Origin of the sequence: Actinoplanes sp. NPDC023801 (genome assembly GCF_040639655.1) — a bacterium.
Taxonomy (GTDB): Bacteria; Actinomycetota; Actinomycetes; order Mycobacteriales; family Micromonosporaceae; genus Actinoplanes.
The window spans coordinates 140,758-162,909 of sequence record NZ_JBFAAI010000005.1 but is presented as its reverse complement, the minus strand read 5'-3'; the positions used below and the strand labels follow the sequence as shown (position 1 = coordinate 162,909).

The following is a 22,152-nucleotide window of genomic DNA, read 5'->3' as shown; positions in this document are numbered from 1 at the left end:
CCTCAATTTCCCGCACGAAGGCGGGCCTCGACGAGCGTCCGGGTCGAATGCGCGACGAACGCGCCGTGCGTGCGAATGTGCTCGTCCATCCGTACCAGCGCCTCGCGGTATCGGTCGATGTCGAAGTCCGGCACCCACCACACACATTTGCGCAGGATCCAGACGACCGCGCCGACGTCGGAGAACTCCATCCGGCAACGAGCCGTCCGCAGGTCCACGATCTCCAGCCCGGCCGCCCGCGCCTCGTCGGCCTCCCGTACCGGATCGCGGGCCAGATCCCCCCGCGGCAGCGGCCCGAGGAACCACTGGATCAGCTCGAACGCGGACGCCGGACCGACATGCTGCGCGAAGTAGACACCGCCGGGCGCCAGCACACGGGCGATCTCGGCCCAGTCCGGCCGGACCGGATGCCGGCTGCTGACCAGCTCGAACGCGCCATCCTCGAACGGCAGCGGCTCACCCGGCCGTGCCGGAACCACCTCTACACCGCGCGGCCCGAGCAGCCGCCGGGCCCGTTCGGCGTTCGGCGCCCAGCCTTCGGTCACCGCCATCCGGGGTGGCAGCACCGGCATCTCCGCGACGATCTCCCCGCCGCCGGTGTCGATGTCCAGCGCCGACTGCACGCCCTCCAGGCGCCCGGCGAGCAGCCGCGCATACCCCCACGGCGGCCGCTCCTCGGTGGCCCGGCCCTCCAGCCAGCCGAAACCCCACCCGCCGACGTCCGCAGCAGAGGCTTCCTTCAAAAGATCATCGATCGTACGCACAAGCGACTCCCGCCTTGGCCCGGCCCGAAGTCTGCTGCCCCGCCGGAGTCACCGCATCCGATTTCCTCGCCGCGGTCACGCTCCGGCGTCGCCGGTCGCCCGGCGGCGTCGCCGGTCGGCGGCGGGTCAGGCCGAACGGGCCGCAACCTCACCAGTTCGTGGTGGACGCGGGTGGCGCTGCCTGCTTTATGCCGCTCGATCAGGCGGGCCGTTCCACCAGCACCGGCACTCCCGCCTCGGCGAGTTGCGCGGCCAGTAGGCGCAACTCCATCTCTGTGCCGCCCAGGCCCTCTCCGGCCAGGGCCGCGATCAGGATCGGGATCTCGGACAGCGGTGTGCCGCGGCGTTCCCGGAGCACTCTCATGACGGCAACCCGGCTCGCGTCACCACTGCCCAGCCGCAGCCGATGGAGCCCACACTGCTCCAGCAATGCCCGGCGCAGCTCAGCGGGCGGCTCATCACGCCCACATTCCTCGCTCAGCCCGACGGTCCCCGGATCGCTCACGTCCGGACATGAGTGCGAGACCGACCAGTGCAGCCGCCCACCGATGATCGTCTCCCCGAAGGTCGCGCTCCCCGCACACCGTTCACAGTCGAAGGGCACGACCGCCTCACATTTCGATCCCACAACGCGAACCTAGTCCCCGGCCGACGTGACGGTGTCCAGCTCACCGGTCGGCTCGATCGTCCCGGTCTGATAGATGCGGAGCACGTCATCGCAGACGATCAGCGCGTCCCGCCCGAACTCCGGCGCCCGCACGGGCGGCGCCGGCAACGACATCCCTCTCACCCGGCCCGCGGTTGTAGAGATCTTGGGCGCCTTTCTAGCGCTCCACCGCACCGGCAGTCGAACCGGTGCCGCCCCGGATCAGCTCGGCCACCCAGTCGACCGCCACCTGCGCCTGCGTCGCCGGTCCCGTGTGCAGACCGTTGACGATCAGCCAGATACGGTCGGCCAGTAACTCGTCGCCTCCGATCCCGGCCACCAGCCGATCCAGCCGTGCACGGCATGCGGCCAGATAGGACCGGGCGACTTGAGCCGGCTCGTCGTCGTCATTCGGGAACTCGGTCAGATAGTTGCGAAACGGGCACCCCCGGTATCCGGGCCGCCGGACGAAGTCGGCGATCTCAGTGACCAGCGCCGTCAGTTGCCCGGCCGGATCCGGGAACCAGCGCAGCGCCTCGGCCACCGACCGTTCCCGCTCCTGCCGGGTGAGCGCCAGATATGCCGCCGCGAGCTCGGCCTTGCTGGGAAAATGCTTGTACAGCAGGTTCTTGCCACAGCCGGCCGCCTCGACCACCTGCGCCATCCCGACGGCGCGGACGCCGTACTCGTAGAACAGCCCGGCGGCCGCGGTCAGAATGGTGTCCCGGGTGCCGGGGGCGGGCGACCGTGCCATGATCCCACTCTAAAGAACTAACCGGTCCAATCAGACATTCTTCACTTTCAGCCCTCGCCGGCCGCCCTGCCGCCCGATGCCGTCCCGGCCGACCTCGGCCAGGCCTCCGGGGCCGAGCTCGAATGTCCGGTCCACCAGGTCGAGGCCTTCCTCCCGGTGCGCGAAGACCAGCACGGTCCGCCCGGCAGCCGCATCCAGCAGGTCCGCCATCAACTCCCGGGCGCCCGCCTCGTCGATCCCCTCGGTGGGCTCGTCGAGAATCAGCAGAGCCGGATCCGCCAGCAGGGCCCGCGCGGTCGCCAGCCGCCGCCGCTGCCCGCCGGAGACGGTGCCGCCACCGGTACCCAGCCAGGTGTCCAGCTCCATCCCGCCCAGACCCACCCGTGCGAGCGCGGCCAGGAGCTGCGCATCGGTCGCGGCCGGCGAGGCAAGACGCAGATTCTCCCGTACGGTCGATGCGAACACGTGTCCCGTCTCGTCCCCCACGAGAACCGCGGTGCCGCCGGCCTCCACCACACCGGCCCGGGGCGCGAGCAGCCCGGCCAGCACCGCCGCGAGTGTCGACTTCCCGCACCCCGATCGCCCCGTGATCGCGGTACGCGAGCCCGCCGGAAGGCGAAGGTCCAGCCCGTCCAGCACCGGCGGCCGCCCCGGATCCCACCCGGCCACGAGCCCCTCGACCCGGACCGCGCCGTCCGCACCGGCTGTCGCGGGAAGGCCGGTGGCGGTCCGGTCCGTACCGGCGATCCCGGGGGCGGCGGTCAGCGCGCCGACCCGGTCCTCGGCGGCCGCGGCCCGGCGCCGGGCGATCGCCGCCTCCGGCAGGGCGACGACGGCCTCGCCGAGTACCACGGTCGCCAGCAGCAGGACCGCGCTCCACTCCGCTGACAGCGTCGCGCCGCTGAGCGTCATGGCGACGCCGGCCACCGCCACGCCCCAGCCGGCGTGAGCGACCGCCGCAGCCAGTCCGGCGGCTCGTGCGGCTCGCGCCTCCAGCCGGGCCAGTGCGCGGCTGCGCTCGTGCGGCACGTCCGGCCGCCCGCCCCCGGAGCCCAGTTCCTCGGCACCGCCGACGGTCTCGACCATGGCGTCACGCAGTTCGGCCCGTGCCGTACCGGTGGCCGCCTCCTGCCGGTCCGCCTGCCACCCGGCGACTGCCGGAGCCAGAACTCCGGAGATCAGCAGGCCGGCCGCGAGCAGGACCGCGGCCCGCGGCGCCGTCCACACGACCGCACCGAGGCACATGACGGCGGCCACCGCGGCGGCGACGGCCGGCAGGCGGCCCCGCAACAGCCCGTCGGTCCCGGCGTCCACATCGTCCACCAGCCTGGTGAGCAGGTCGCCACGGCGGTGCAGGCGCGGCCCCGGTACGTGCGGGATCAGATCGGCGTAGACCCGGGCCCGCTGGTCTCCCAGCCGGGCGAACGCCACCTCGTGCGAGACGAGCCGTTCCAGGTACCGCAGCAGCGGCCGCGCGACAGCGCTGCCCCGCACCAGTACGACGGCGCCCGACAGGCTGAGCACCGGCGGCAGCGAGGACGCCCGCACCAGCAGCCATGCCGCCGCCCCGGTCAGCAGGATCCCGGCCAGCGACGACCCGGCTCCCAGTCCGGCCGCCACCCCGGGGGTCCGTAGCCGCGCCCACCACGCCCGCCGCGCGCCCGCCACCGCCCGGCCGTCGGTGACCGCTGTCTCGGCGGTGCCGCTGCGGCGCTGGTCGCCGGCCGGGTGGGCCGGGCCGTCGGCAGGCGCTGTTTCCGGGGTGTCGTTGCGGCTTTGGCTGCGGGCGAGGTTCGCCGTGGTCCAAAACGGCCCCTCCGAGGGGTGCAGGATCGCGGCGGTCACGGCACCGCGCAGCGGGAGCGTTCCGGTGGGCGCGGTGACGGGGACCGTGCGGTCGGCGGCGGCAAGCAGGGCCGGGCGGTGTGCGACCACGAGGACGGCGCAGCCCCGCGCCGCGAACTCGTGCAGGCGGTCGATCACGAGGCGTTCCGCGAGGCTGTCGAGGTGCGCGGTCGGCTCGTCGAGAAGAAGGGTGACCACGGGTCCGGCGGCGGTCCGGCGGCGCTCCGCGATCGCGCGGGCGGCCCGGTGCAGGAGCACGGCGAGGGCCAGCCGTTGCCGCTGGCCCGCCGAGATCCCGGCGGCCTGCTCGCCGAGCGGTGTCAGTGCGGTGACCTCGCCGGTCAGGCCGACGGTGCGTAATGCGTCCTCCCGCTCGCCCGGCGTGGTGTCCGGCGGGAAAGCGCCGGTGATCGTGCGGGCGTGCGGCAGGGCCGGGCGTTGCGGCAGATAGAACGTGCTGCCGACGGCGATGGCTCCGGCCTCGGCGGGATGCAGTCCGGCCAGTACGCGCAGCGCGGTGGTCTTTCCGGCTCCCGACGGGCCCTTCAACGCGACGAGCTCACCCGCGCGGACGGACAGCCCGGGCAGCCGCAGCGCGTCCTCGACGGCCCCCGGATACCGGGCTCGGAGGCCGGTGACCCGCACACCCCAGCGTCCGGCGGCGATGGCGGTGGAGGCCAGGGCGGCGCCGTCGGCCGTGGTGCTTGCGGAGGACTGCCCGACGACGGTGGAGGACTGTCCCGTGCCGGTGGAAAACTGTGCGGTGCCGGGGGAGGGCTCGCCGGCGGTGAGCACCTCGTCGACGTCGGCGATCACCGCACCCGCGTCGGTGGAGGCGTGGTAGCGGGCCGCCATCTCCCGCAACGGGCGATAGGCCTCCGGCGCCAGCAGGATGACGAGCAGGGCTGGGCCGAGGTCCATGTCACCGGCGGCCACCCGCAGTCCGGCCTGGACCGCGATCAGGCCGACGGACAGCGTGCCGACCAGGTCGAGCGCGGTCGACGACAGGAACGCCACCCGCAGCACCCGCATGGTGGCCCGCCGGTGGCGGTCGGTCAGGTCGGCGATGACCTGGATCTGGCGTTCCGCGCGGCCGTACATCCGCAGGGTGGGCAGGCCCTGCACGACGTCGAGGAAGTGGCCCGCCAAGCGGGCGTCCGCGGCCCAGCGCTGCTGCGCGCGGGCTTTGGTGGCCCAGCCGATCAGCGCGCCCAGCAGTGGGATCAGCGGCAGTGTCAGCAGGGTGATCACCGCGGACGCCGGGTCCACCACCGCCATGATCGTGATGACCAGCGGCGGGAGGACGACGCCGAGGACCAGCGCCGGCAGGTATCCGGAGAACCACGGGCGCAGTGCCTCCAGCCCGGTGCCGAGCACGGTCGTCAGCCGGCCGGGGCCGTAGGCGGCCACCCAGGCCGGGCCCCGCTCGATCACCCGGTCCAGCAGCGACCGCCGCAGTTCGTCGGTGACGCGGGCCGCGGTGCGCTGGGCCGCGACCTGCTCGGCCCAGGCCAGCGCGCCGCGCGTCACGAACGCGGCGGCCAGCAGGAGGATCGGTCCGCGGCCGGGCCGGGGGAGGGCGGTGACGATCGCGCAGAGCGCCACCGCGATGGTGATCGTCACGGCGGCCTGGCCGGTTCCGATCACGGCGAGCATGGCGACTCCGGTCCGGCTGGAGCGGGCGTGCCGCAGCAGTCGCGGGTCGATCGGTGCGGCGGTCACGACGGGACCCGTTCGCTGGCGACGCGGCGGCGGAAGACCCAGTAGGACCAGGCCTGGTAGGCGAGGACGCCGGGGAGGGTCAGGACGCCGGCCACGGTGATCAGGCGCAGTGCCTCCGGGCCGGCGGCGGCCGCGTCGCGGGTCAGGGACCAGGCCGGGTCGAGCGTGCTGCGCAGGACCACGTCGCCGTGGGTGGTGAAGACGGCGGCCACGGCGGCGGCGACCGCGACGGCGACGGCCGCGAAGGCGGTGCCCTCGCGGGAGCGCCGCGCCTGCAGCCCGGAGATGAAGACGATCGCCGCGGCGGCCAGGGTGAGGCGGCTTCCCGTACCGATGCCGGTGACGAGAAGTGTGACCGCGCCGGCCGTGCCGGTGTGCCGGGCCACGTCGCGGGCCCGGCGGCGGACCGGGCCGGTGGTGCGCAGGGCGAGGAAGGTGGCGCCGAGCAGGACCGCCGCGAGAAGCGCGGCGAGCGCGCCGATTCCGGCGGCCGGGGTGACCAGCGGGCCGAGGCTGCGAGCGATGCCGGTGCCGGTGACCTCACCGTCCGGGCCGAGGGCCAGGCCGTCGACGAGGATGCCGAGGACGGCACCCCAGAGGACGACGATGGCGGCGGAGCTGCCGGCCAGGAGCAGGTCGGCGCGGCGGCGCCACGCCGGTGAGTCGTGCTTGCCGCGGAACTCCAGGGCGGTGCCGCGGATCGCCAGGAGCAGCAGGACGGCGACCAGGGGCAGGTAGAGGGCGGACATCAGGGCGGCGTACCAGTCGGGGAACGCGGCGAACGTGACCCCGACGGCGGCGACCAGCCACACCTCGTTGCCGTCCCAGAACGGCCCGACCGTACGGACGATGGCTCCTCGTTCGTGCTCGTCCCGGCCGAGCAGCGGGGACAGGATGCCGACGCCGAAGTCGAAGCCCTCGAGGACGAAATAGAGCACCCAGGCGAGTACGAGCACCGCGAACCAGAACGTGATCATGAGGGGTCGCTCCTAGTAGGCGGGAACCGGCTCGGACTCTTCCCGTTCGGCGGGAAGCGGTGTCAGCGGCTTGCGGGACAGGTGCACGACGAGGCGGTACCAGACGACGGCGAGCAGGCCGTAGACGATCGTGAACCCGGCCAGCGACACGATCACCTCGGCGCGGGTGAGGCCGGGGGAGATGCCGTCGGCGACCTTGGAGATGCCGAAGGCGAGCCACGGCTGCCGTGCGGTCTCGGTGAAGATCCAGCCGAACGTGTTGGCGGCGGCCGGGATCATGGGTGCGAGCAGGACGAAGCGCTTCAGCCAGCCGGGTGTGCCCCCGCCGGGCTGCAGGAAGCCGGGCAGCAGCGGGACGCGCCGGGTGGTGTCCCAGTTCGACCACAGGTGGTACGCGGCGAGCGCCATCCCGAGCACGCCGGCGCCGATCATGAGACGGAAGGTCCAGAACGCCACCGGGATCATCGGTACGTAGCTGCCCGGCCCGTACTGTGCGACGTAAGCGGCCTGGAGGTCGTCGATGCCCTGGACGGTCCCGCCGAACGAGCCGGTACCGAGGAACGACAGCAGGCCGGGGATCTCGATGCTGAAGAACGGCCGGTCGTGACCGAGTTCGCCGATCGCGAAGACCGAGAACGGTGCCCCGGTGGTCGTCTCGTACAGGGCCTCGGCCGCCGCCATCTTCATCGGCTGCACGGCCGTCATCACCTTGCCGAGGTGGTCGCCACTGATCGCGGTGACCGCGCCGCCGATCAGCATGGTCCACGCCCCGACCCGGGAGAGCGTGCCGAAGGCGGTGTCGGCCGAGGCCCGCCAGATCCCGATCGCCAGCAGCAGCCCGCCGCCGGCCATCGCGGCCCCGCCGATCGTGTGCGGGAACGCGGCGAGCACGACCTCGTTGGTGAGCAGTTCGGTGAAGCTGGTCAGGTGCGCGCGCCCGGTGTCCGGGTCGAGTGCGTAGGCGACCGGGTTCTGCATGAACGAGTTGGCGGCCAGGATGATGTACGCCGAGAGCAGCGTCCCGACGGCGACGATCACGATGGTGGCGGCGTGCAGGCGGCGGGGCAGCCGGTCCCATCCGAAGTACCAGAGGGCCAGGAACGTCGCCTCGAGGAAGAACGCGAGCATGCCCTCGATGGCCAGGGTGGGTCCGAAGACGTCGCCGTAGAACCGGGCGAACGAGCTCCAGCCGAGTCCGAACTGGAACTCCTGGACGAGTCCGGTGACGACACCGACGGCGAACGTGACGATCAGCAGCTTGCCGGTGAACTTGGCCAGGTGCAGGTACTTGTCCCGGCCGGTGCGCAGCCAGGCGAGGTGGAACCCGGCCGCGGTGGCGGACAGCGAGATGGAGACCGGCACGAACAGGTAGTGGTAGATCGTCACGACCGCGAACTGCAGCCGGGTGAGGTCGAGCACGTCCATGGCAGCCCCTCTACGACGTTTCGTAGTAGATACTACGACGCGTAGTACGACACGGTGAAGTAGAGTGGGTCACATGGCGAGGAACGATCTCGAACGCGAGGTCATGACGAAGTTGTGGGACGCGGGCGAACCGCTCACCGTCCGGCAGGTGCACGAGCTGCTCAGCCGGGACCGTGACCTGGCGTACACGACCGTGATGACCGTGCTCGACCGGCTCGCCAAGAAGGGCCTGGTCACCCAGCAGCGCGCCGACCGCGCCTACCGGTACGCCCCGGCGCAGACCCGCGAGGAGATGACCGCCGGGGTGATGCTCGACGCGCTCAGCGCCACCCCCGACCGGGACGCCGCTCTCGCGTACTTCATGGGGCAGTTGCCCCCGGAGGCGCTGCGGGCCGCGATGGAGAAGGCCGCCCGTAACATCGAGCGGTGACCGCCCTCCTGCTCGGTGCCCTCGGGCTGACGCTCTCCCTGGCCGCGCCGAGACTGCTGGCGAACGCCCGGTGGACCGACCGGGCGCCGGTCGCCGCGATCCTGCTCTGGCAGTCGCTCACGCTCACCGCCGTGCTCTGCGCGCTCGGCGTGGTGCTGGCCGCGCCCGAGGAGATGTCCCGCGAGGCCGGAGCCCGTCATCCCGAGGTGGTCGCGGCCCTGCTGTTCTCCCTCGCGGTGGCCGCCGTCATCGTGATCCGGCTGCTGATCTCGCTGGGCCGGGTCAGCCACCGCGCGCGGGCCCGGCGCGCCCGGCACCGGATGCTCGTCGACCTGCTCGACCGGGTGGAACGCCACGACGACCTGGGCGGCGAGGAGGTACGGGTGCTCGACGGCCCGCTGCCGCTTGCCTACTGCGTGCCCGGCCGGCACCCGCGGGTGGTGCTCAGCGACGGGGTCCTGCGCGTGCTCGACCGGGAGCAGGTGGACGCGGTCCTCGCCCACGAACGCGCCCACCTGCGGCACCACCACGAGCTGGTGATGGAGTCGTTCACCGCGTTCTACCGGGCGGTGCCGGGACCGCTGCGGTCGAAGGCGCCGCTGGACGCCGTGCACCTGCTGCTCGAGATGGTCGCCGACGACGCCGCCCGGCGCCGGGCGGGGACGGCGCCGCTGCGTACCGCGCTGGCCCGCCTGGCCGACGCCGTCCCCCTGGCGGAGGAGGTGACCGCCGACCCCGAGGGTGAATCCCGGCGTCGCCGGCTGGCCCGGCTGGACGGCCCGGAGCGGAGTTCGGCGGTCCTCACGGTGGCGGCCGCGGCCGGGGCGGCGGGTCTGCTGGTGTTACCCACCGTGATCGTGGTGGTGCCCTGGCTGGCGCGGGCCATGGACAGCTGGCCGTTTTAGACCACCCAGCGTGAACTTAACCGTGCGTACAGTTCGCCGGGGTGTGCGACCTTCATTTGCCGCCTTGATCCGAGTACGGTGGTCCCCGGTTCGACCAGCCCCCCATCGGTCACCCGGCCGATCTGGCGAGCCACCGCCTAATCGCGCCATCGCCTGATCGCGAGCCGGGGAACCGAGCACCTGGGGTGAAGCCGCGGCGACGCGGCCGGGCAGACTTCCCGCCCGAACCCGTCAGCTAACCCGGTCGGCGGCTGAACGGGAAGAAAGGAAGACGCACCAGCGTGAAACGGATTGGCGCGCGTCGCGCCGGCCTCGTGCGCATCGTGCTGTGCGCGGCGGCCGCGGCCGGCATCCTGGTCACGGGACCGGCCGTCGCCCATGCCGAGCCTTCCCCCGCGGAGATCGAGAAAAAGATCGACAAGGAGTGGAACGAGCTCGAGCCCGTCATCGAGGACTACAACGGCACCCACGCCAAGCTGGTCAAGCTGCGCAAGCAGCAGAAGGACCTGGCGAAGACCCTCGCCCCGCTGCAGGCCCAGGTGGACAAGGCGATGGTCCAGGTGAAGGGTCTCGCGGTCGACGCCTACATGCAGGGCCCGCCGGGCACCATGAACGCGATGATCCTGACCGGTTCGCCGACCGGCTTCGTGGACAAGCTGACGCTTCTCGATCAGCTGTCCGCCAACCGGAAGGCCTCGATCGCCGAGGTCGCCAAGCTTCGCGACAAGTACGCCGCCGACAAGGCGACCGTCGACAAGCTGGAGTCCGAGATCGAGGTCCGGGACACCGACCTCGCGACCAAGAGGACGGCGATCGAGAAGGAGATCACCAAGCTCCAGAAGCTCCGTCTCGACGCCTACGGCGATGTCGACGCGAGCGACGGGGAGCTGCGCACCGGCCCCTGCCCGGTCGCGTACACGAACGACAAGGGCGGCCGCGCCGCCCAGAAGGCGTGCGACCTGATCGGCAAGCCCTACGTCTTCGGCTCGAACGGCCCGAACACCTACGACTGCTCGGGCCTGACGCAGGAGGCCTGGGGTGCGGTCGGCGTGCACCTCGAGCACTACACGAAGGATCAGTGGGGCTCCACCAGGGCGGTGAGCCGGAGCGAGCTGAAGCCGGGCGACCTGGTCTTCTACTACTCCGATGTGCACCATGTCGCCCTCTACATCGGCGGCGGCAAGGTGGTGCACGCGCCGCGCACGGGCGACCACGTGCGGATGGCCACCATCGACCGGGGACCTATCGCGGGCTATCGACGCCCGGCCTAGAAACCCCATGCGGAAAGGTCGCCGTCCTCGGACGGCGGCCTTTCTTCATTTCGTACGGGCCACATTTCGTACGGGCCACGAAGGTAACCGGCCCGCGCCCGCGAGCCGGGCGGTCCGCCCCGGCGGGACACGCGACCGCCGAGCTTGAGCGATCCGTCACCGGCTGTGGTGCTCCAACAGCCTGCGCAGCAAGCCGGTGAGCTGTTCCCGTTCGCCCGCCGAGAGCGGCGCCAGCAGCTCGTCCTGGATCGCATCCGCCCGTCCGCTCAGCTCGGCCCCGCGCTCCTGCCCGGCGGCGGTGACCACGACCACGTTGCGCCGCCGGTCCGCCGGATCCGGTGCCCGCTCCACGAAACCGGCCGACTCCAGTTCGTTCAGGGCTCCGACGAGGTCGCTCAGGTGGATCCCGGTGCGCCGCCCGAGCGCTGCCTGACTGGCCGGGCCGTCCGTGATCAGCGACGCCAGCAGCCGGTAGTGACAGCCCTTCGCCCCGGCGGCCGCGAAACCGCCGGCGACGAGCCGGTGCGCGTGCACGGCGGTCTGGGAGAGCAGCCAGCTCGGCAGGTGATCCACGTGACGACGATATCATTCGACGGGCTAACGTTAGTCGGACTAACGTTAGCCGTATGAACGATTTTCGGGTGCACGTCCCGCAAGCCGACCTCGACGACCTGGCCGCGCGCCTCACCCGTACCCGATGGCCCGAAGAAGCGCCCGAGGAGTACGGCATCACCGTGGCCCGGGTGCGCGCACTCGCCGGGCATTGGCTCGAGTTCGACTGGCGCGCCCACGAGGCCGCGCTCAACGCCGTACCGCAGCAGGTCACCGAGATCGGCGGTGACCGCGTCCACTTCTTCCACGCCCGGTCCGCCGACCCGAACGCCCTGCCCCTGCTGCTCACCCACGGCTGGCCCGGCTCCACGGTGGAGTTCCTCGACGTGCTCGGACCGCTCACCGAGTACTTCCACGTGGTGGCCCCGGCAATCCCCGGCTTCGGGCTCTCCGGCCCGACCGGCGGCCGCTGGGCAATCCAGCGGGTGGCCGAGGCCTGGGCCGAACTGATGTCCCGGCTCGGATACCGGCGCTACGGCGCCCAGGGCGGCGACTGGGGCTCCGGCATCTCCCGGCTGCTCGCCACGGTCGCTCCCGAGCGGGTCATCGGCGTGCACGTCAACTACCTGCCGACACCCGGCTCCCCGGACGGGCTCGGACCCGAGGATCAGGACCGTCTCGCCCGGACCATGCGGCTGGCCGCCAACCGGCACCCGCACCAGATCCTGTTCGCCGCGACCCCGCAGACCCCCGCGTACGCCCTCAACGACTCACCGGCCGGACTGCTCGCCTTCATGGCCGAGAAGTTCGACACCTGGGCCGACCCGGCCACACCGGTCCCCGACGACCGCATCGTCGCGAACATCGCCCATCACTGGCTGTTCCGTACCGCCGGCTCGGCCGCACGTCTGATCAAGGAGAGCGGCCTCGGCGGACCGCTCCCGGCCTGCCCGGTCCCGCTGGCCGTCGCGGTTCTTCCCCGTGACATCGTCCAGTCGATCCGCCCGCTGGCCGAGCAGCGCGAGACGATCACCCGCTGGACCGAGTACCCCCGTGGTGGCCACTTCGCGGCCCTGGAGGTGCCCGGCCTCTACACCGCCGACGTGACCGAGTTCTTCCGCACCCTGACAAACCGCTGACCCCCGGCTGTCGCGCACCGCTGTCTCAGCAGCCCCCGAAACAGCGGCACAGTCCAGCCGCAAAGGCCCGGCTGTGCGCCACTGTTGTCTCAGCTGCGCTGAGACAACGGTGTGCGACAACCGGGGGGTGGGTGGGTGTCAGGCGGGGCCGGGCAGCCCTGCGGGACCGGCCACGCCGGGCCCACCCTCCAGGTCGTGCAGCTGCCGGACGACGTGGTCACCGAGCGCCGCCCGGTAGTCGACGGCCAGCTGACCCAGGTTGTCGATCTCCTCGAGCAGGGCGGCCCGGCTCCGGGCCAGGTCGTCCATCGCCTCGGTGTGCTGCCGCTCGGCGTCGGCCTCCAGTGCGCCGGCCGCGCGGCGGGCCTCACCGGTGACCTGCTCGGCGCGGACCTGTGCGTCGGCGAGCAGCTGGTCGGACTCCCGCTGCGCGTCACGGACGTGCTCGTCGGCGGTGCGCTGCGCCATCATCAGGACCCGGTCGTCGGGCTCGCCCGCCATGCCGTTGCCGCGCACCTCCGGCGGCGCGGAACGAGCCTCGCGCCGCGCCTGCTCGAGCCGGGCCTGCGCGTCGCGCGCCTCCTGCTCGGCCCGCGCGAGACCCTCACGCAGCTGCATGAGCCGCGCCGCGAGTTCGGACACCTCGCCGTTCAGCACGGTGGTCGCCGCCGGGTCGGCCGGGGCGCCGCGGTCCTGGCGCAGCCGCTCGGCCAGGCGGTCGTTCTCCTCGATCAGCCGGATCAGCTCCTGGCCGGCCTCGTCGAGGAAGGCGTCGACCTCCTCCTCGTCGTACCCCCGCTTACCGATCGGTGGTTTCCGGAAATCCATGTTGTGGATGTCTGCCGGAGTGATCGGCATGGTGACCTCGATTCCCGCCGGTTCCGGTCGATCCGACGTCGTTGGACGACAGCGCCGATTCGAAGCCCGGCCCTCGGGCGGCAGCCGGACTCCCGGCGTGAACAGGCGCGCCGGCGAATCGTATCCGCATCTGTCACCCCACTCACGGTGAACCGATCCGGTATCACCGGTAACGCCTACCGCATCGTCCGCGTAACGGCAGGTCACCGGCGATCGCCCGGTGCGCCGAACATTTCCCCGGCCGGGCCACTCGTCGGGACGCCGCCGGTGGCCGGGCGGCGGGGCCGAACCCGGGGCGTGACCGGGGCATAATCGCTTGTCATGAGCGATGCCTTGATCAACAGCCTGGCCGCTGCCGTCGAGTCGCAGCCGGACGATCTGACGCTGCGGTTGCACCTGGCCGAGATGCTCGTCACGGCCGGCCGGGGCGCGGAGGCGATCGGGCACGCCGCTCAGATCTTGGCACGTGAGCCCGGCCACAGTGCGGCCCAGCAGTTGATGGCCCGCGCGCTGGGCGGCGCCGCCCCGGCCGTTCCGGCCCAGGATTCCGAGGACCCGGACGCGACTCCGGCCGTACCGGCGCGGGGGTCCGGAGATCCGGGAGAACCGCCGACCGGGACCGAACCGCCGCCGCCCGCCGCGAAGGGGGTCGACTGGGCGGCCCTGGAGGAGCAGTTCGGGGACGTGGTGCCACCCCGGTTCACGCGGGCCGACGGCGAGCCGGACCCGGTACGCGGGCACGCCGACCGGGCCTTCGACGTGGAGCGGTCCACCGTGACGCTTGCCGACGTCGGCGGCATGGACGAGGTGAAGAAGCGTCTCGAGGTGTCGTTCCTGGGGCCGCTGCGCAACCCGAAGCTGCGCAGCCTGTTCGGCAAGAGCCTGCGGGGCGGGCTGCTGCTCTACGGGCCACCCGGCTGCGGCAAGACGTTCCTGGCCCGTGCGGTGGCCGGTGAGATGGGCGCGGCGTTCATCAGCCTTAGCATCACCGACGTGCTGAACATGTGGATCGGCAGTTCCGAGCGGAACCTGCACGACCTGTTCGAGTCGGCACGGGGGCACGCGCCGTGCGTACTGTTCCTCGACGAGATCGACGCGCTCGGGCACAAACGCAGTCAGCTGCAGTCGTCGATGCGTACGGTGGTGAACCAGCTGCTGACCGAACTCGACGGTGTGGACGGCGGCAACGACGGCGTGTTCGTGCTGGCGGCGACGAACGCGCCGTGGGACGTCGATCCGGCCCTGCGCCGGCCGGGACGGCTGGACCGGACCGTGCTGGTGCTGCCGCCGGACGCGACGGCCCGGACCGCGATCCTGGAGTACCACCTGCGGGACCGTCCGGTCGCCGGGATCGACCTGCCGGCGGTGACCGCGGCGACGGAGCACTACTCGGGGGCCGATCTGGCGCACCTGTGCGAGACCGCCGCCGAGTACGCGATGCGTGACTCGATCGCCGCCGGCGAGGTCCGCATGATCAACCAGGCGGACATGCTGGAGGCGGCCCGCGAGGTGCGGCCGTCCACGGACGCCTGGTTCGCCACCGCCCGCAACGTGGCGATGTTCGCGAACGAGAGCGGCGCCTACGACGACCTGGCCGCCTACCTGAAGAAGCGCAAGATCCGATGAGCGCGGCGGCGCGGGCCCGGGCGCTCGCCGACGTCGGCCGTCTCGACCAGGCGGAGCGCGCCGTCCGGGACGGACTCGCCGGCACGCCGTCCGATCCCGAGCTGCTCGGGCTGCTGGCCGGGTTGCGGCGGCTGCAGGGCGACTCCGGGGCCGCGCTGGAGTTCGCCGACGCGGCGGTGGCCGTCGCACCCGGTCAGGCGTTCGTGCACATCGAACGGGCCGAGTGCCTGCTCGTCCTGGCCCGCCCGGCGGAGGCGCTGGAATCGGCGAGCGAGGCGGTGCGGCTCTCTCCGGACCGTCCCGAGCCGCACCGGTCGCTGGCCCGCTGCCTGACGCTGCTGAGAAGACACGACGCGGCCCGGGACGCGGCCGGGCGTGCGGTGACGCTCGCGCCGCACTCGGTCGAGGACCTGATGACCCTGGCGGAGGTGGAACGGCATGCCGGTCGCGGGGACGCCGCGCGCGCGGCCACCGTCCGGGCTCTGGCCGAGAATCCGGACCACACCGACGGCCGCTGGATGATGGCGGTGCTCGATGCGCAGCGGCTGCGGATCGGCGAGGCGATGCGGGGCCTGCGAGGGCTGGCCGCGGACCATCCGGGCCGGTACGGCGCTCCCGTGCTGAGCTGGCCGGTCCGCGGACTGCTGGCGAGTCTCACGGTGGGTCTGTCGGCCGGGCTGCCGGTGGTGGCGCTGCTCGCCGCGGGCGGTCACCGGTGGGCGTCGGCGCTGCTGCTGGCGCGCGGTTCGGCGGCGGTGATCGTGCTGGTGGCGGTGACCATGGCGATCCGTGTGCTGATCCCGGCGGGGCGTCTGCCGTGGATCTCCCTGCGCCTGCTCCCGGCGGCGACGCGCCGGGCGGTCGTCGTCCGGCTGGTCGCCGCCGGTGCCGCTCTCGCGCTTCTTCTCCGGTACGCGGTCAGCCCGGCCTGGCCGGTGCTGGCCTCCGTGCTGGCTGTCCAGCTGGTGATGCTTGCCGCCGGGCGGGTGGAGCGGCGATGACACCGGCCGAAGGCGGCATGCGTCGGTGCGAACCTGTCCGGCGATCTCCGGGCGGTGGCCGGATGTTGAGAGCGGTGCTGTTCGACCTCGACGACACCCTGGTCGACCAGGTGACCGCGTCCGGGGCGGCGGTGACCGCCTGGGCGGCGGAGCTCGGGATGACCGGCCCGGAGGTGCCCGTCCGGTGGGCGGCGGTGTCCGAACGGCACTACGCCCGTTACCAGACCCGGGAGATCACCTTCACCGGTCAGCGCCGCGAGCGGGTCCGGGACTTCCTGGGTGTCCCGCTGAGCGACGATGAGGCCGACGAGCTGTTCGCCGGATACCTGCGACGGTACGAGGCCGGCTGGACCGTCTTCGGCGACGCGGTGCCGGCCCTGCGCCGGGCCCGGACGGCGGGCCTGACCGTGGCCGTGCTCACCAACGGCGACGAGTCCCAGCAGCGCCGTAAACTCGACCGGCTCGGTCTCGCACCCGAGATCGACGTGCTGGTCGCCTCGTCGGCACTGCCCGCCGGCAAACCCGATCCGCGCGCCTTCGGTCACGCCGTCGGCCTGCTGGGACTCGACACCGCGCAGGCGTTGATGGTTGGTGACTCGCTGGAGAAGGACGTGCGCGGTGCCGTCGCGGCCGGGCTGCCCGCGGTGCTGCTCGACCGGGCCGGGGTGCACCGGGATCCCGGTGTCCCCGTCGTGCGCGGCCTGGACGAGCTGGAATTCTGACCCCGGCTGGACAGGCGCGCCTATTTTGCCTGGTGTGCGAATCGACTGGCCGGACCTCGTCAACGCCCGCGATCTCGGTGGCACCCCGGCCGGTGACGGCGGCGGTGTGACCGCCGCCGAGATCGCGGTGATCCGTGATCGCCTGACCGGACCCGGCATCCGATGACCTGATGACCCGGGGTGCGCGCCGGTCGGCAGCCGGAACGGCGGAACGCCGCGCCGGGGCAGCCGGCACAGTGAAACGCCGCGCCGGGGCAGCCGGCGCGGCGTCTCACTTGGTGCGGTGATGCGTCAGGCGGCGGCCTTGTACAGGGCCTCCGGGGTGACGGCGCCGGCGATGATCCGGCCGTCGTCGGTGAGCAGGACGCTGAAGAGGGAGCCACTGAGCAGCTTGCCGCTGCCCCAGGCACCGCTCACCGGCGTCAGCGTGCCGAGGAAGCCCTCGGCCATTTTCGCGGCCTCGGCAGCATCGGGGTCCTTGGTCCCGTCCGCCGCCTTGGGCAGGGCGTTCAGCTCGTCGAGCTTCGGGCCCTTGGTGATCGCGATGGTGGTCCAACCCTCGCCGACGATCTTGAAGTTGTCGCCCTGGGTGGCCGCCTCGCGGGCCGCCTTCTCCGCCTCGGCCGCGGCCTTGGCGTCTTCCTTCACCGCGTCCTCCGGCACCGATTCCTCGGTGATCTTGGCGCCCGGCGGCGGGTTGAAGGCGAACTGCTGGTCGTCCGGTACCGCGAAGTTGATCTGCTCGAACGCGACCCGGAACGCCGGCTTGGTGGTGTTCTTGGCGTAGACGTCGACGCGCAGCGGGATGCGCTCCTTCGCGTCGATCGCCAGCCGCACCTGGCCGACCAGCGAGTCCGTGTCGCGCGGGCTGAGCACCAGCTCGTACGCGTCACGCCCGGCCACCTCGGCCGCGCCGGTCGTCTCCACCTTGGTGCTGTCGTCGATCACGGCCAGGGCCGCCTCCGCCGCGGCCTGCGGGGTGCTCGGCACCGCATGGGGCGCCGTCTCCCGCTCTCCCGCGCCGGCCGGCAGCTTGAAGTGCGTGCCGGTGTTCTCCTTGCTCTCCCAGACCCACACGTCGGTGCCGTTGCGGATCACGTCGGTCTGGTTGCTCGTGCCGAGCAGCGAGAACCGCATCTTCTCCTCACCGGCGTACCACACCCGTGCGGTGTTGCTGCCGGCGATCAGGCTGGTCAGGTTGCCGCCCCCGCCGGTCGCGTTCCCGAGCAGCCCCGCGATGCCCGGCAATCCGAGGTCGGAGCTCTGCACCACGGTGCCGGACAGCCCCTTGGGGTCGGCGCTCTGCAGATCGACGAGCAGCTGAGCGGCACTGCGCTCAGGCAGCGCCGGGTCGGCATTCGCCACAAGTGTTCCAGCCGCTGCGCCGCCCCCGATGACAGCTACCGCCGCAGCCGTCGGGACGAGCCAACGCAGCGCCGGCCTAGACCTCAACACGGACACGATGTCCACCTCCCGAATCTTCTGCGTCCCATCGTGCGCCGGTGCCGCTGTGATCCGGCTGAGAAGGACCCTTAGGGGAGAGGGCTCATATACCGTTATATGAACGATAAGGGACACTTGGGATCGAGGACGCCGTGACCGCCTACGAGGGCCGTGAGCTGCCCAGACCCGGCTCCGAGCTGGTCGACCAGGGATGCGGGTTCGACCTGGGGACGATGCGCCGCCGGGACCTGCTGCGCGCGGTCGGCCTCGGCGCGACCCTCCTCGGCCTCGGCGGTTGCGGATCCCCGGAGGAGCGCACCACCGAGACGTCCGGGACGGTCGCCGAGATCCCGGACGAGACCGCCGGCCCGTATCCCGCTGACGGCTCCAACGGCCCGGACGTGCTGGACCGGACCGGTGTGGTGCGCCGGGACATCCGCTCCAGCTTCGGCACCGCGACCGGCACCGCCGCCGGTGTCCCGATGACGCTCACGCTCAGCGTCAAGGACCTCGCCAACGCGGGCGCGCCCTACATCGGGGTGGCCGTCTACGTGTGGCACTGCGACCGGGCGGGCGGGTACTCGCTGTACTCCACCGGCATCACCGCGGAGAACTACCTGCGCGGGGTGCAGATCACCGACGACGCCGGCGAGGTGACCTTCACCAGCATCTTCCCGGCCTGCTACCCGGGCCGGTGGCCGCACGTCCACTTCGAGGTCTACCCGGACGAGGCGAGCATCACCGACTCGGCCAAGGTGATCGCCACGTCCCAGGTGGCGCTGCCGCAGGAGATCTGCGACGTGGTCTACCGGGAGCCCGGGTACGAGGCGTCGGTGACGACTCTCGCGCAGGTCTCCCTCGACGCCGACAACGTGTTCGGCGAGGACTCCGGGGCGTTGCAGCTCGCCGTCGTGACCGGCGGCGTGACCGAAGGACTGGTCGCCACCCTGGAGGTCGGTGTCGACACCACCACCACGCCGACGGGCGGGCAGCTCACCGGTGACGGCGCGCCGTCGGGTGCTCCGAGCGGCTCGCCACCCTCCGGTGGACCCGGTGGACCGGGCGGGCCGCCGCCGAGCCGCTGAGATGCGGCTGAGAGCCGGATGAGAATCCGGCGGCCGCATGACAGTGTGATCGCGTGCGGTTGCTGGTGGTGGAGGACGAGGCGCGGCTCGCCGCTGCGTTGAGGCGGGGCCTGCAGGCCGAGGGATTCGCGGTGGACGTCGCCGCCGACGGGCAGGACGGTCTCGAGATGGCCCGCCACGGCGGGTACGACGCGATGATCCTCGACGTGATGCTGCCCCGGCTGTCCGGGTACCGGGTGGTGCGGCAGCTGCGCGCCGAGCGGCACTGGCTGCCGGTGCTGATGCTCAGCGCCAAGGACGGCGAGTACGACCAGGCCGACGGCCTCGACTGCGGCGCCGACGACTATCTGACGAAGCCCTTCTCGTACGTCGTGCTGCTCGCCCGTCTCCGTGCCCTGTTGCGCCGCGGCGCCCAGGCCCGTCCGGTGGTGCTCGCGTTCGGGGATGTGGAACTGGATCCGGCGGAACGCCGGGTCCTGGTCGCCGGCACCGAGGTGACCCTGACGACCCGTGAGTTCGCCCTGCTCGAATACCTGATCCGGCGCCCCGGCCAGGTCGTGTCCAAGACCGAACTGCTCGACCACGTGTGGGACGCGTCCCTCGAGACCGCCCCGAACGCCGTGGAGGTCTACGTCGGCTACCTGCGTCGCAAGATCGGCCGGGACCGGCTCGAGACGGTCCGCGGCGCCGGGTACCGGCTGGCGATCGTCCCGCCCGGGACGGGCGTGAGCTAGGTGCGCCGCATCCGTGAGCTGAGCCTCCGTGCCCGGCTGCTGATCGCCTCGGTCACCGCGCTCACCCTCGGACTGGCCGCCGGCGGGTTCCTGCTCACCGTCGTCCTCGGGTACGCGCAGCTGCGTTCGGTGCACAGCGAGGCGAAGAACACCGCCGACGGCGTCGCCGCCCTCGTCGAACGGAACTCGGTGCCCGACCCGATTCCGGTCCCGGCGGGCGTGCAGGTGCAGGTCATCGACGAGAAGGGCGGGATCCGGGCGGTGTCGGCGACGGCGGACCGGCTCTTCACCATCCTCTATCCGCAGGAGCTGGCCGGCCTGGAGGACGGCGAGGGCAGGACCATTCCCGGTGTACGGATCGGGTACGAGGGCGACGTCCACGTGGTGCAGGTGACCGCCGGCCCGCCGACCGCCCCGCTGCGCATCCTGGTCGCCCAGTCCACCGGCCAGATCGCCCAGAGCGTGCACGTTCTCAAGATCACGCTGCTGGTCCTCTACCCGCTGCTGATCGCGCTGCTCGCCGCGGTGCTGTGGCGGGCGCTCGGCGCGGCCCTGAAGCCGGTCGACGCGCTCCGCTCGGGAGCCGAGGAGATCACCGGCGGCGCGCGGGCCGGGCGGTTGCCCGTACCGGACTCGAAGGACGAGGTGCACCGGCTCGCGGTGACCCTCAACGACATGCTGCACCGGCTGGACGCCGCCCGTGCGCGGCAGCGCGCGTTCGTCGCGGACGCCGCGCACGAGTTGCGCAGCCCGCTCACCAACATGCGCACCGAGCTGGAGGTAGCGCAGCGGCTGCCGGACGACACCGACTGGCCGGAACTCGCCGACGACCTGCTGGCCGACGTGCAACGGCTGTCCCGGCTGGTCGACGATCTCCTGTTGCTGGCCCGCTCCGACGAGGGCCTGCCGGCCGCCCGCGTCGAGGAGATCGACCTGGCCCAGTTCGTCGGCGAGGCCGCCGAACGCTACCCCGACGTCCGCTTCGACGACCCCGGCGAGCCGCTGCCACTGCTCGCCGAGCCGGACGCGCTGGCCCGGGTGGTCACCAACCTGCTCGACAACGCGGTCCGGCACAAGCGGTCCCGGGTGACGGTCTCGGCCGCCGCCGACGGACCGCAGCTGGTCGTCGTGGTCACCGACGACGGGCCCGGCATCCCCGAATCGGACCGGGAACGCGTCTTCCAGCGGTTCACCCGCCTCGACGACGCCCGGGCCCGTGACGCGGGCGGGTCCGGGCTCGGCCTCGCCATCGTGCGGGAACTGGTGCGACGGCATCGCGGTTCGGTCACCCTGGGCGATGCCCGGCCGGGGCTCCGGGTCGAGGTACGGCTCCCGAGCTCCTGATACCGTTCCGCCCCGTGAAGATCGACAACGCCAGGCTGTCCCGGGCCTGGCACGGCGCCCTGGCCCTGATCGTGTTCGCGTCGCTGACCACCCGCATCGTGCTGACCGCCACCGGCTCCGGCGAACCGGTGGGTACCCGCTTCGAGCGGTTGTTCAGCTACTTCACCATCCAGAGCAACCTGCTCCTGCTCATCGCCGCCGCCACCTTGGCCGTGAATCCGCACCGCGACGGCCGGCTGTGGCGCATCGTGCGGCTCGACGGCCTGCTGGGCATCGTGATCACCGGCATCGTCTACAGCACGATCCTGGCCGGCACGGTCGAACTGCACGGCGTCGCCTGGTGGGCCGACCTGGGGTTCCACTACATCGCCCCGTGGGCGGCCCTGCTCGGCTGGCTGCTGTTCGGCCCGCGCCCGCGGATCGACGCCCGGACCATGGCGTGGGCCGCCGTGTGGCCGCTGCTCTGGATCGGCTACACGCTGGCTCACGGCGCCGCGACCGGCTGGTACCCGTATCCCTTCTCGGACGTCACCCGCTGGGGCTACCCGGCGGTCCTGATCAACCTGGGCGTGGTGGTGCTGATCGCGGTGGTGCTGGGGACCGTGCTCCGCCTGCTGGATGCCCGGCTGCCCAGTGGATCGCCGGCCGTGCCGGAGGCGACGGCTGTCGTCGTGACGAAGCCGGGTTCCAGTGCAGAGTCCGTTGGCTACCGCGACATGTGATGCCTCCGTCAACGGAGGTGATGCCGCTTGCTCCGGCTTCCAGGATCGTGGTTCCGTTCGCGGGATGGAAGTTGACCGCGGTTGTCTGTGGTAGTCCCGAGGGTCTGGCGACATTGGTGGCAACGCCGGCCGGTGCCTCCGGTTTGCGCCCGGTCTGGTGCTTTGTGGAGCACGGCGAGGATGTGCG

The 22,152-nt window shown here is 72.3% G+C and carries 22 protein-coding genes and 1 riboswitch; of the genes, 12 read left to right on the top strand and 10 right to left on the bottom strand.

Annotation, left to right across the window (positions count from 1 at the left end):
* Positions 1-2: 2 nt before the first annotated feature.
* The 7 genes from AB0G04_RS12660 to AB0G04_RS12630 form a co-directional block, all read right to left on the bottom strand.
* Positions 3-764 carry a methyltransferase domain-containing protein gene (locus AB0G04_RS12660; RefSeq protein ID WP_360981145.1) on the bottom strand — a complete coding sequence of 254 codons (762 nt, stop codon included), beginning with the start codon at positions 762-764 and terminating at the stop codon, positions 3-5.
* Between the two features lie 199 nt (positions 765-963).
* Positions 964-1,128: a hypothetical protein gene (locus tag AB0G04_RS12655; protein WP_360981142.1), complete on the bottom strand. Its 165-nt coding sequence runs from the start codon at positions 1,126-1,128 to the stop codon at positions 964-966.
* A 273-nt stretch (positions 1,129-1,401) separates the two neighbouring features.
* A complete protein-coding gene (locus AB0G04_RS12650; RefSeq protein ID WP_360981139.1) occupies positions 1,402-1,545 on the bottom strand; it encodes a hypothetical protein in 144 nt (47 codons plus the stop codon).
* 43 nt (positions 1,546-1,588) lie between these two features.
* Positions 1,589-2,164 carry a TetR/AcrR family transcriptional regulator gene (locus AB0G04_RS12645; protein ID WP_360981136.1) on the bottom strand — a complete coding sequence of 192 codons (576 nt, stop codon included), beginning with the start codon at positions 2,162-2,164 and terminating at the stop codon, positions 1,589-1,591.
* Positions 2,165-2,194: 30 nt separating this feature from the next.
* The gene (gene cydC, locus AB0G04_RS12640; protein WP_360981133.1) at positions 2,195-5,731 is read right to left on the bottom strand and encodes a thiol reductant ABC exporter subunit CydC; all 3,537 of its coding nucleotides are present in this window, start codon (positions 5,729-5,731) and stop codon (positions 2,195-2,197) included.
* A complete protein-coding gene (gene cydB / locus AB0G04_RS12635; RefSeq protein ID WP_360981130.1) occupies positions 5,728-6,708 on the bottom strand; it encodes a cytochrome d ubiquinol oxidase subunit II in 981 nt (326 codons plus the stop codon). The genes cydC and cydB overlap by 4 nt, the downstream gene beginning before the upstream one ends.
* A gap of 12 nt (positions 6,709-6,720) precedes the next feature.
* The gene (locus AB0G04_RS12630; RefSeq protein WP_360981127.1) at positions 6,721-8,133 is read right to left on the bottom strand and encodes a cytochrome ubiquinol oxidase subunit I; all 1,413 of its coding nucleotides are present in this window, start codon (positions 8,131-8,133) and stop codon (positions 6,721-6,723) included.
* 73 nt (positions 8,134-8,206) lie between these two features.
* On the opposite strand from AB0G04_RS12630, the gene AB0G04_RS12625 reads away from it, so the two are divergent.
* The 3 genes from AB0G04_RS12625 to AB0G04_RS12615 all read left to right on the top strand — a co-directional run bounded on the left by AB0G04_RS12625 (position 8,207) and on the right by AB0G04_RS12615 (position 10,739).
* The gene (locus AB0G04_RS12625; RefSeq protein ID WP_360981124.1) at positions 8,207-8,563 is read left to right on the top strand and encodes a BlaI/MecI/CopY family transcriptional regulator; all 357 of its coding nucleotides are present in this window, start codon (positions 8,207-8,209) and stop codon (positions 8,561-8,563) included.
* Complete coding sequence (locus AB0G04_RS12620) at positions 8,560-9,468, top strand: M56 family metallopeptidase (protein WP_360981121.1); 909 nt, start codon at positions 8,560-8,562, stop codon at positions 9,466-9,468. Before AB0G04_RS12625 ends, AB0G04_RS12620 begins: the two co-directional genes overlap by 4 nt.
* Positions 9,469-9,608: 140 nt before the next feature.
* Positions 9,609-9,733: riboswitch (cyclic di-AMP (ydaO/yuaA leader) on the top strand.
* Positions 9,734-9,749: 16 nt separating this feature from the next.
* Positions 9,750-10,739 carry an NlpC/P60 family protein gene (locus AB0G04_RS12615; protein ID WP_360981118.1) on the top strand — a complete coding sequence of 330 codons (990 nt, stop codon included), beginning with the start codon at positions 9,750-9,752 and terminating at the stop codon, positions 10,737-10,739.
* A gap of 156 nt (positions 10,740-10,895) precedes the next feature.
* On the opposite strand, the gene AB0G04_RS12610 is transcribed toward AB0G04_RS12615, so the two are convergent.
* On the bottom strand, positions 10,896-11,312 hold the full coding sequence (locus AB0G04_RS12610; protein WP_360981115.1) for a MarR family winged helix-turn-helix transcriptional regulator: 417 nt from the start codon (positions 11,310-11,312) through the stop codon (positions 10,896-10,898).
* A 53-nt stretch (positions 11,313-11,365) separates the two neighbouring features.
* On the opposite strand from AB0G04_RS12610, the gene AB0G04_RS12605 reads away from it, so the two are divergent.
* Positions 11,366-12,430, top strand: coding sequence for an epoxide hydrolase family protein (locus AB0G04_RS12605; protein WP_360981112.1), 1,065 nt, complete (start codon positions 11,366-11,368; stop codon positions 12,428-12,430).
* 138 nt (positions 12,431-12,568) lie between these two features.
* Here the strand turns inward: AB0G04_RS12605 and AB0G04_RS12600 are convergent, their stop codons facing one another.
* Entirely contained in the window at positions 12,569-13,288 is a 720-nt protein-coding gene (locus tag AB0G04_RS12600; RefSeq protein ID WP_360981109.1) for a DivIVA domain-containing protein, read from the bottom strand.
* Positions 13,289-13,609: 321 nt separating this feature from the next.
* On the opposite strand from AB0G04_RS12600, the gene AB0G04_RS12595 reads away from it, so the two are divergent.
* From AB0G04_RS12595 to AB0G04_RS12580, 4 genes are all read left to right on the top strand, one after another.
* Positions 13,610-14,914, top strand: a complete 1,305-nt coding sequence (locus AB0G04_RS12595; RefSeq protein ID WP_360981106.1) for an AAA family ATPase — start codon at positions 13,610-13,612, stop codon at positions 14,912-14,914.
* On the top strand, positions 14,911-15,915 hold the full coding sequence (locus AB0G04_RS12590; protein ID WP_360981103.1) for a tetratricopeptide repeat protein: 1,005 nt from the start codon (positions 14,911-14,913) through the stop codon (positions 15,913-15,915). Before AB0G04_RS12595 ends, AB0G04_RS12590 begins: the two co-directional genes overlap by 4 nt.
* A 62-nt stretch (positions 15,916-15,977) precedes the next feature.
* Positions 15,978-16,637 (top strand): HAD family hydrolase, encoded by a 660-nt coding sequence (locus AB0G04_RS12585; RefSeq protein WP_360981100.1) that lies wholly within the window; start codon positions 15,978-15,980, stop codon positions 16,635-16,637.
* Between the two features lie 34 nt (positions 16,638-16,671).
* Positions 16,672-16,803: a hypothetical protein gene (locus AB0G04_RS12580; protein WP_360981096.1), complete on the top strand. Its 132-nt coding sequence runs from the start codon at positions 16,672-16,674 to the stop codon at positions 16,801-16,803.
* A 125-nt stretch (positions 16,804-16,928) separates the two neighbouring features.
* Here the strand turns inward: AB0G04_RS12580 and AB0G04_RS12575 are convergent, their stop codons facing one another.
* On the bottom strand, positions 16,929-18,098 hold the full coding sequence (locus AB0G04_RS12575; RefSeq protein WP_360981713.1) for a DUF2092 domain-containing protein: 1,170 nt from the start codon (positions 18,096-18,098) through the stop codon (positions 16,929-16,931).
* A 134-nt stretch (positions 18,099-18,232) separates the two neighbouring features.
* Here AB0G04_RS12575 and AB0G04_RS12570 point away from each other — a divergent pair, with 134 nt between their 5' ends.
* The 4 genes from AB0G04_RS12570 to AB0G04_RS12555 are packed head-to-tail and all read left to right on the top strand — an operon-like array spanning position 18,233 to position 21,965.
* A complete protein-coding gene (locus AB0G04_RS12570) occupies positions 18,233-19,165 on the top strand; it encodes a 3,4-dioxygenase subunit beta (protein WP_360981092.1) in 933 nt (310 codons plus the stop codon).
* Between the two features lie 53 nt (positions 19,166-19,218).
* Positions 19,219-19,899, top strand: a complete 681-nt coding sequence (locus tag AB0G04_RS12565) for a response regulator transcription factor (RefSeq protein WP_360981089.1) — start codon at positions 19,219-19,221, stop codon at positions 19,897-19,899.
* Positions 19,900-21,243: a HAMP domain-containing sensor histidine kinase gene (locus AB0G04_RS12560; protein WP_360981086.1), complete on the top strand. Its 1,344-nt coding sequence runs from the start codon at positions 19,900-19,902 to the stop codon at positions 21,241-21,243.
* Positions 21,244-21,257: 14 nt separating this feature from the next.
* Entirely contained in the window at positions 21,258-21,965 is a 708-nt protein-coding gene (locus AB0G04_RS12555; protein ID WP_360981083.1) for a Pr6Pr family membrane protein, read from the top strand.
* The last annotated feature ends 187 nt before the right edge of the window (positions 21,966-22,152 follow it).

What these genes read in the sequence shown, in the direction of transcription:
- AB0G04_RS12625 (WP_360981124.1), top strand. Translation starts at nt 8,207, where the DNA reads ATGGCGAGGAACGATCTCGAACGCGAGGTCATGACGAAGTTGTGGGAC.
- AB0G04_RS12590 (WP_360981103.1), top strand. Translation starts at nt 14,911, where the DNA reads ATGAGCGCGGCGGCGCGGGCCCGGGCGCTCGCCGACGTCGGCCGTCTC.
- cydB (WP_360981130.1), bottom strand. Translation starts at nt 6,708, where the DNA reads ATGATCACGTTCTGGTTCGCGGTGCTCGTACTCGCCTGGGTGCTCTAT.
- AB0G04_RS12650 (WP_360981139.1), bottom strand. Translation starts at nt 1,545, where the DNA reads ATGTCGTTGCCGGCGCCGCCCGTGCGGGCGCCGGAGTTCGGGCGGGAC.
- AB0G04_RS12585 (WP_360981100.1), top strand. Translation starts at nt 15,978, where the DNA reads ATGTTGAGAGCGGTGCTGTTCGACCTCGACGACACCCTGGTCGACCAG.
- AB0G04_RS12595 (WP_360981106.1), top strand. Translation starts at nt 13,610, where the DNA reads ATGAGCGATGCCTTGATCAACAGCCTGGCCGCTGCCGTCGAGTCGCAG.
- AB0G04_RS12645 (WP_360981136.1), bottom strand. Translation starts at nt 2,164, where the DNA reads ATGGCACGGTCGCCCGCCCCCGGCACCCGGGACACCATTCTGACCGCG.
- AB0G04_RS12630 (WP_360981127.1), bottom strand. Translation starts at nt 8,133, where the DNA reads ATGGACGTGCTCGACCTCACCCGGCTGCAGTTCGCGGTCGTGACGATC.
- AB0G04_RS12655 (WP_360981142.1), bottom strand. Translation starts at nt 1,128, where the DNA reads ATGAGAGTGCTCCGGGAACGCCGCGGCACACCGCTGTCCGAGATCCCG.
- AB0G04_RS12605 (WP_360981112.1), top strand. Translation starts at nt 11,366, where the DNA reads ATGAACGATTTTCGGGTGCACGTCCCGCAAGCCGACCTCGACGACCTG.
- AB0G04_RS12600 (WP_360981109.1), bottom strand. Translation starts at nt 13,288, where the DNA reads ATGCCGATCACTCCGGCAGACATCCACAACATGGATTTCCGGAAACCA.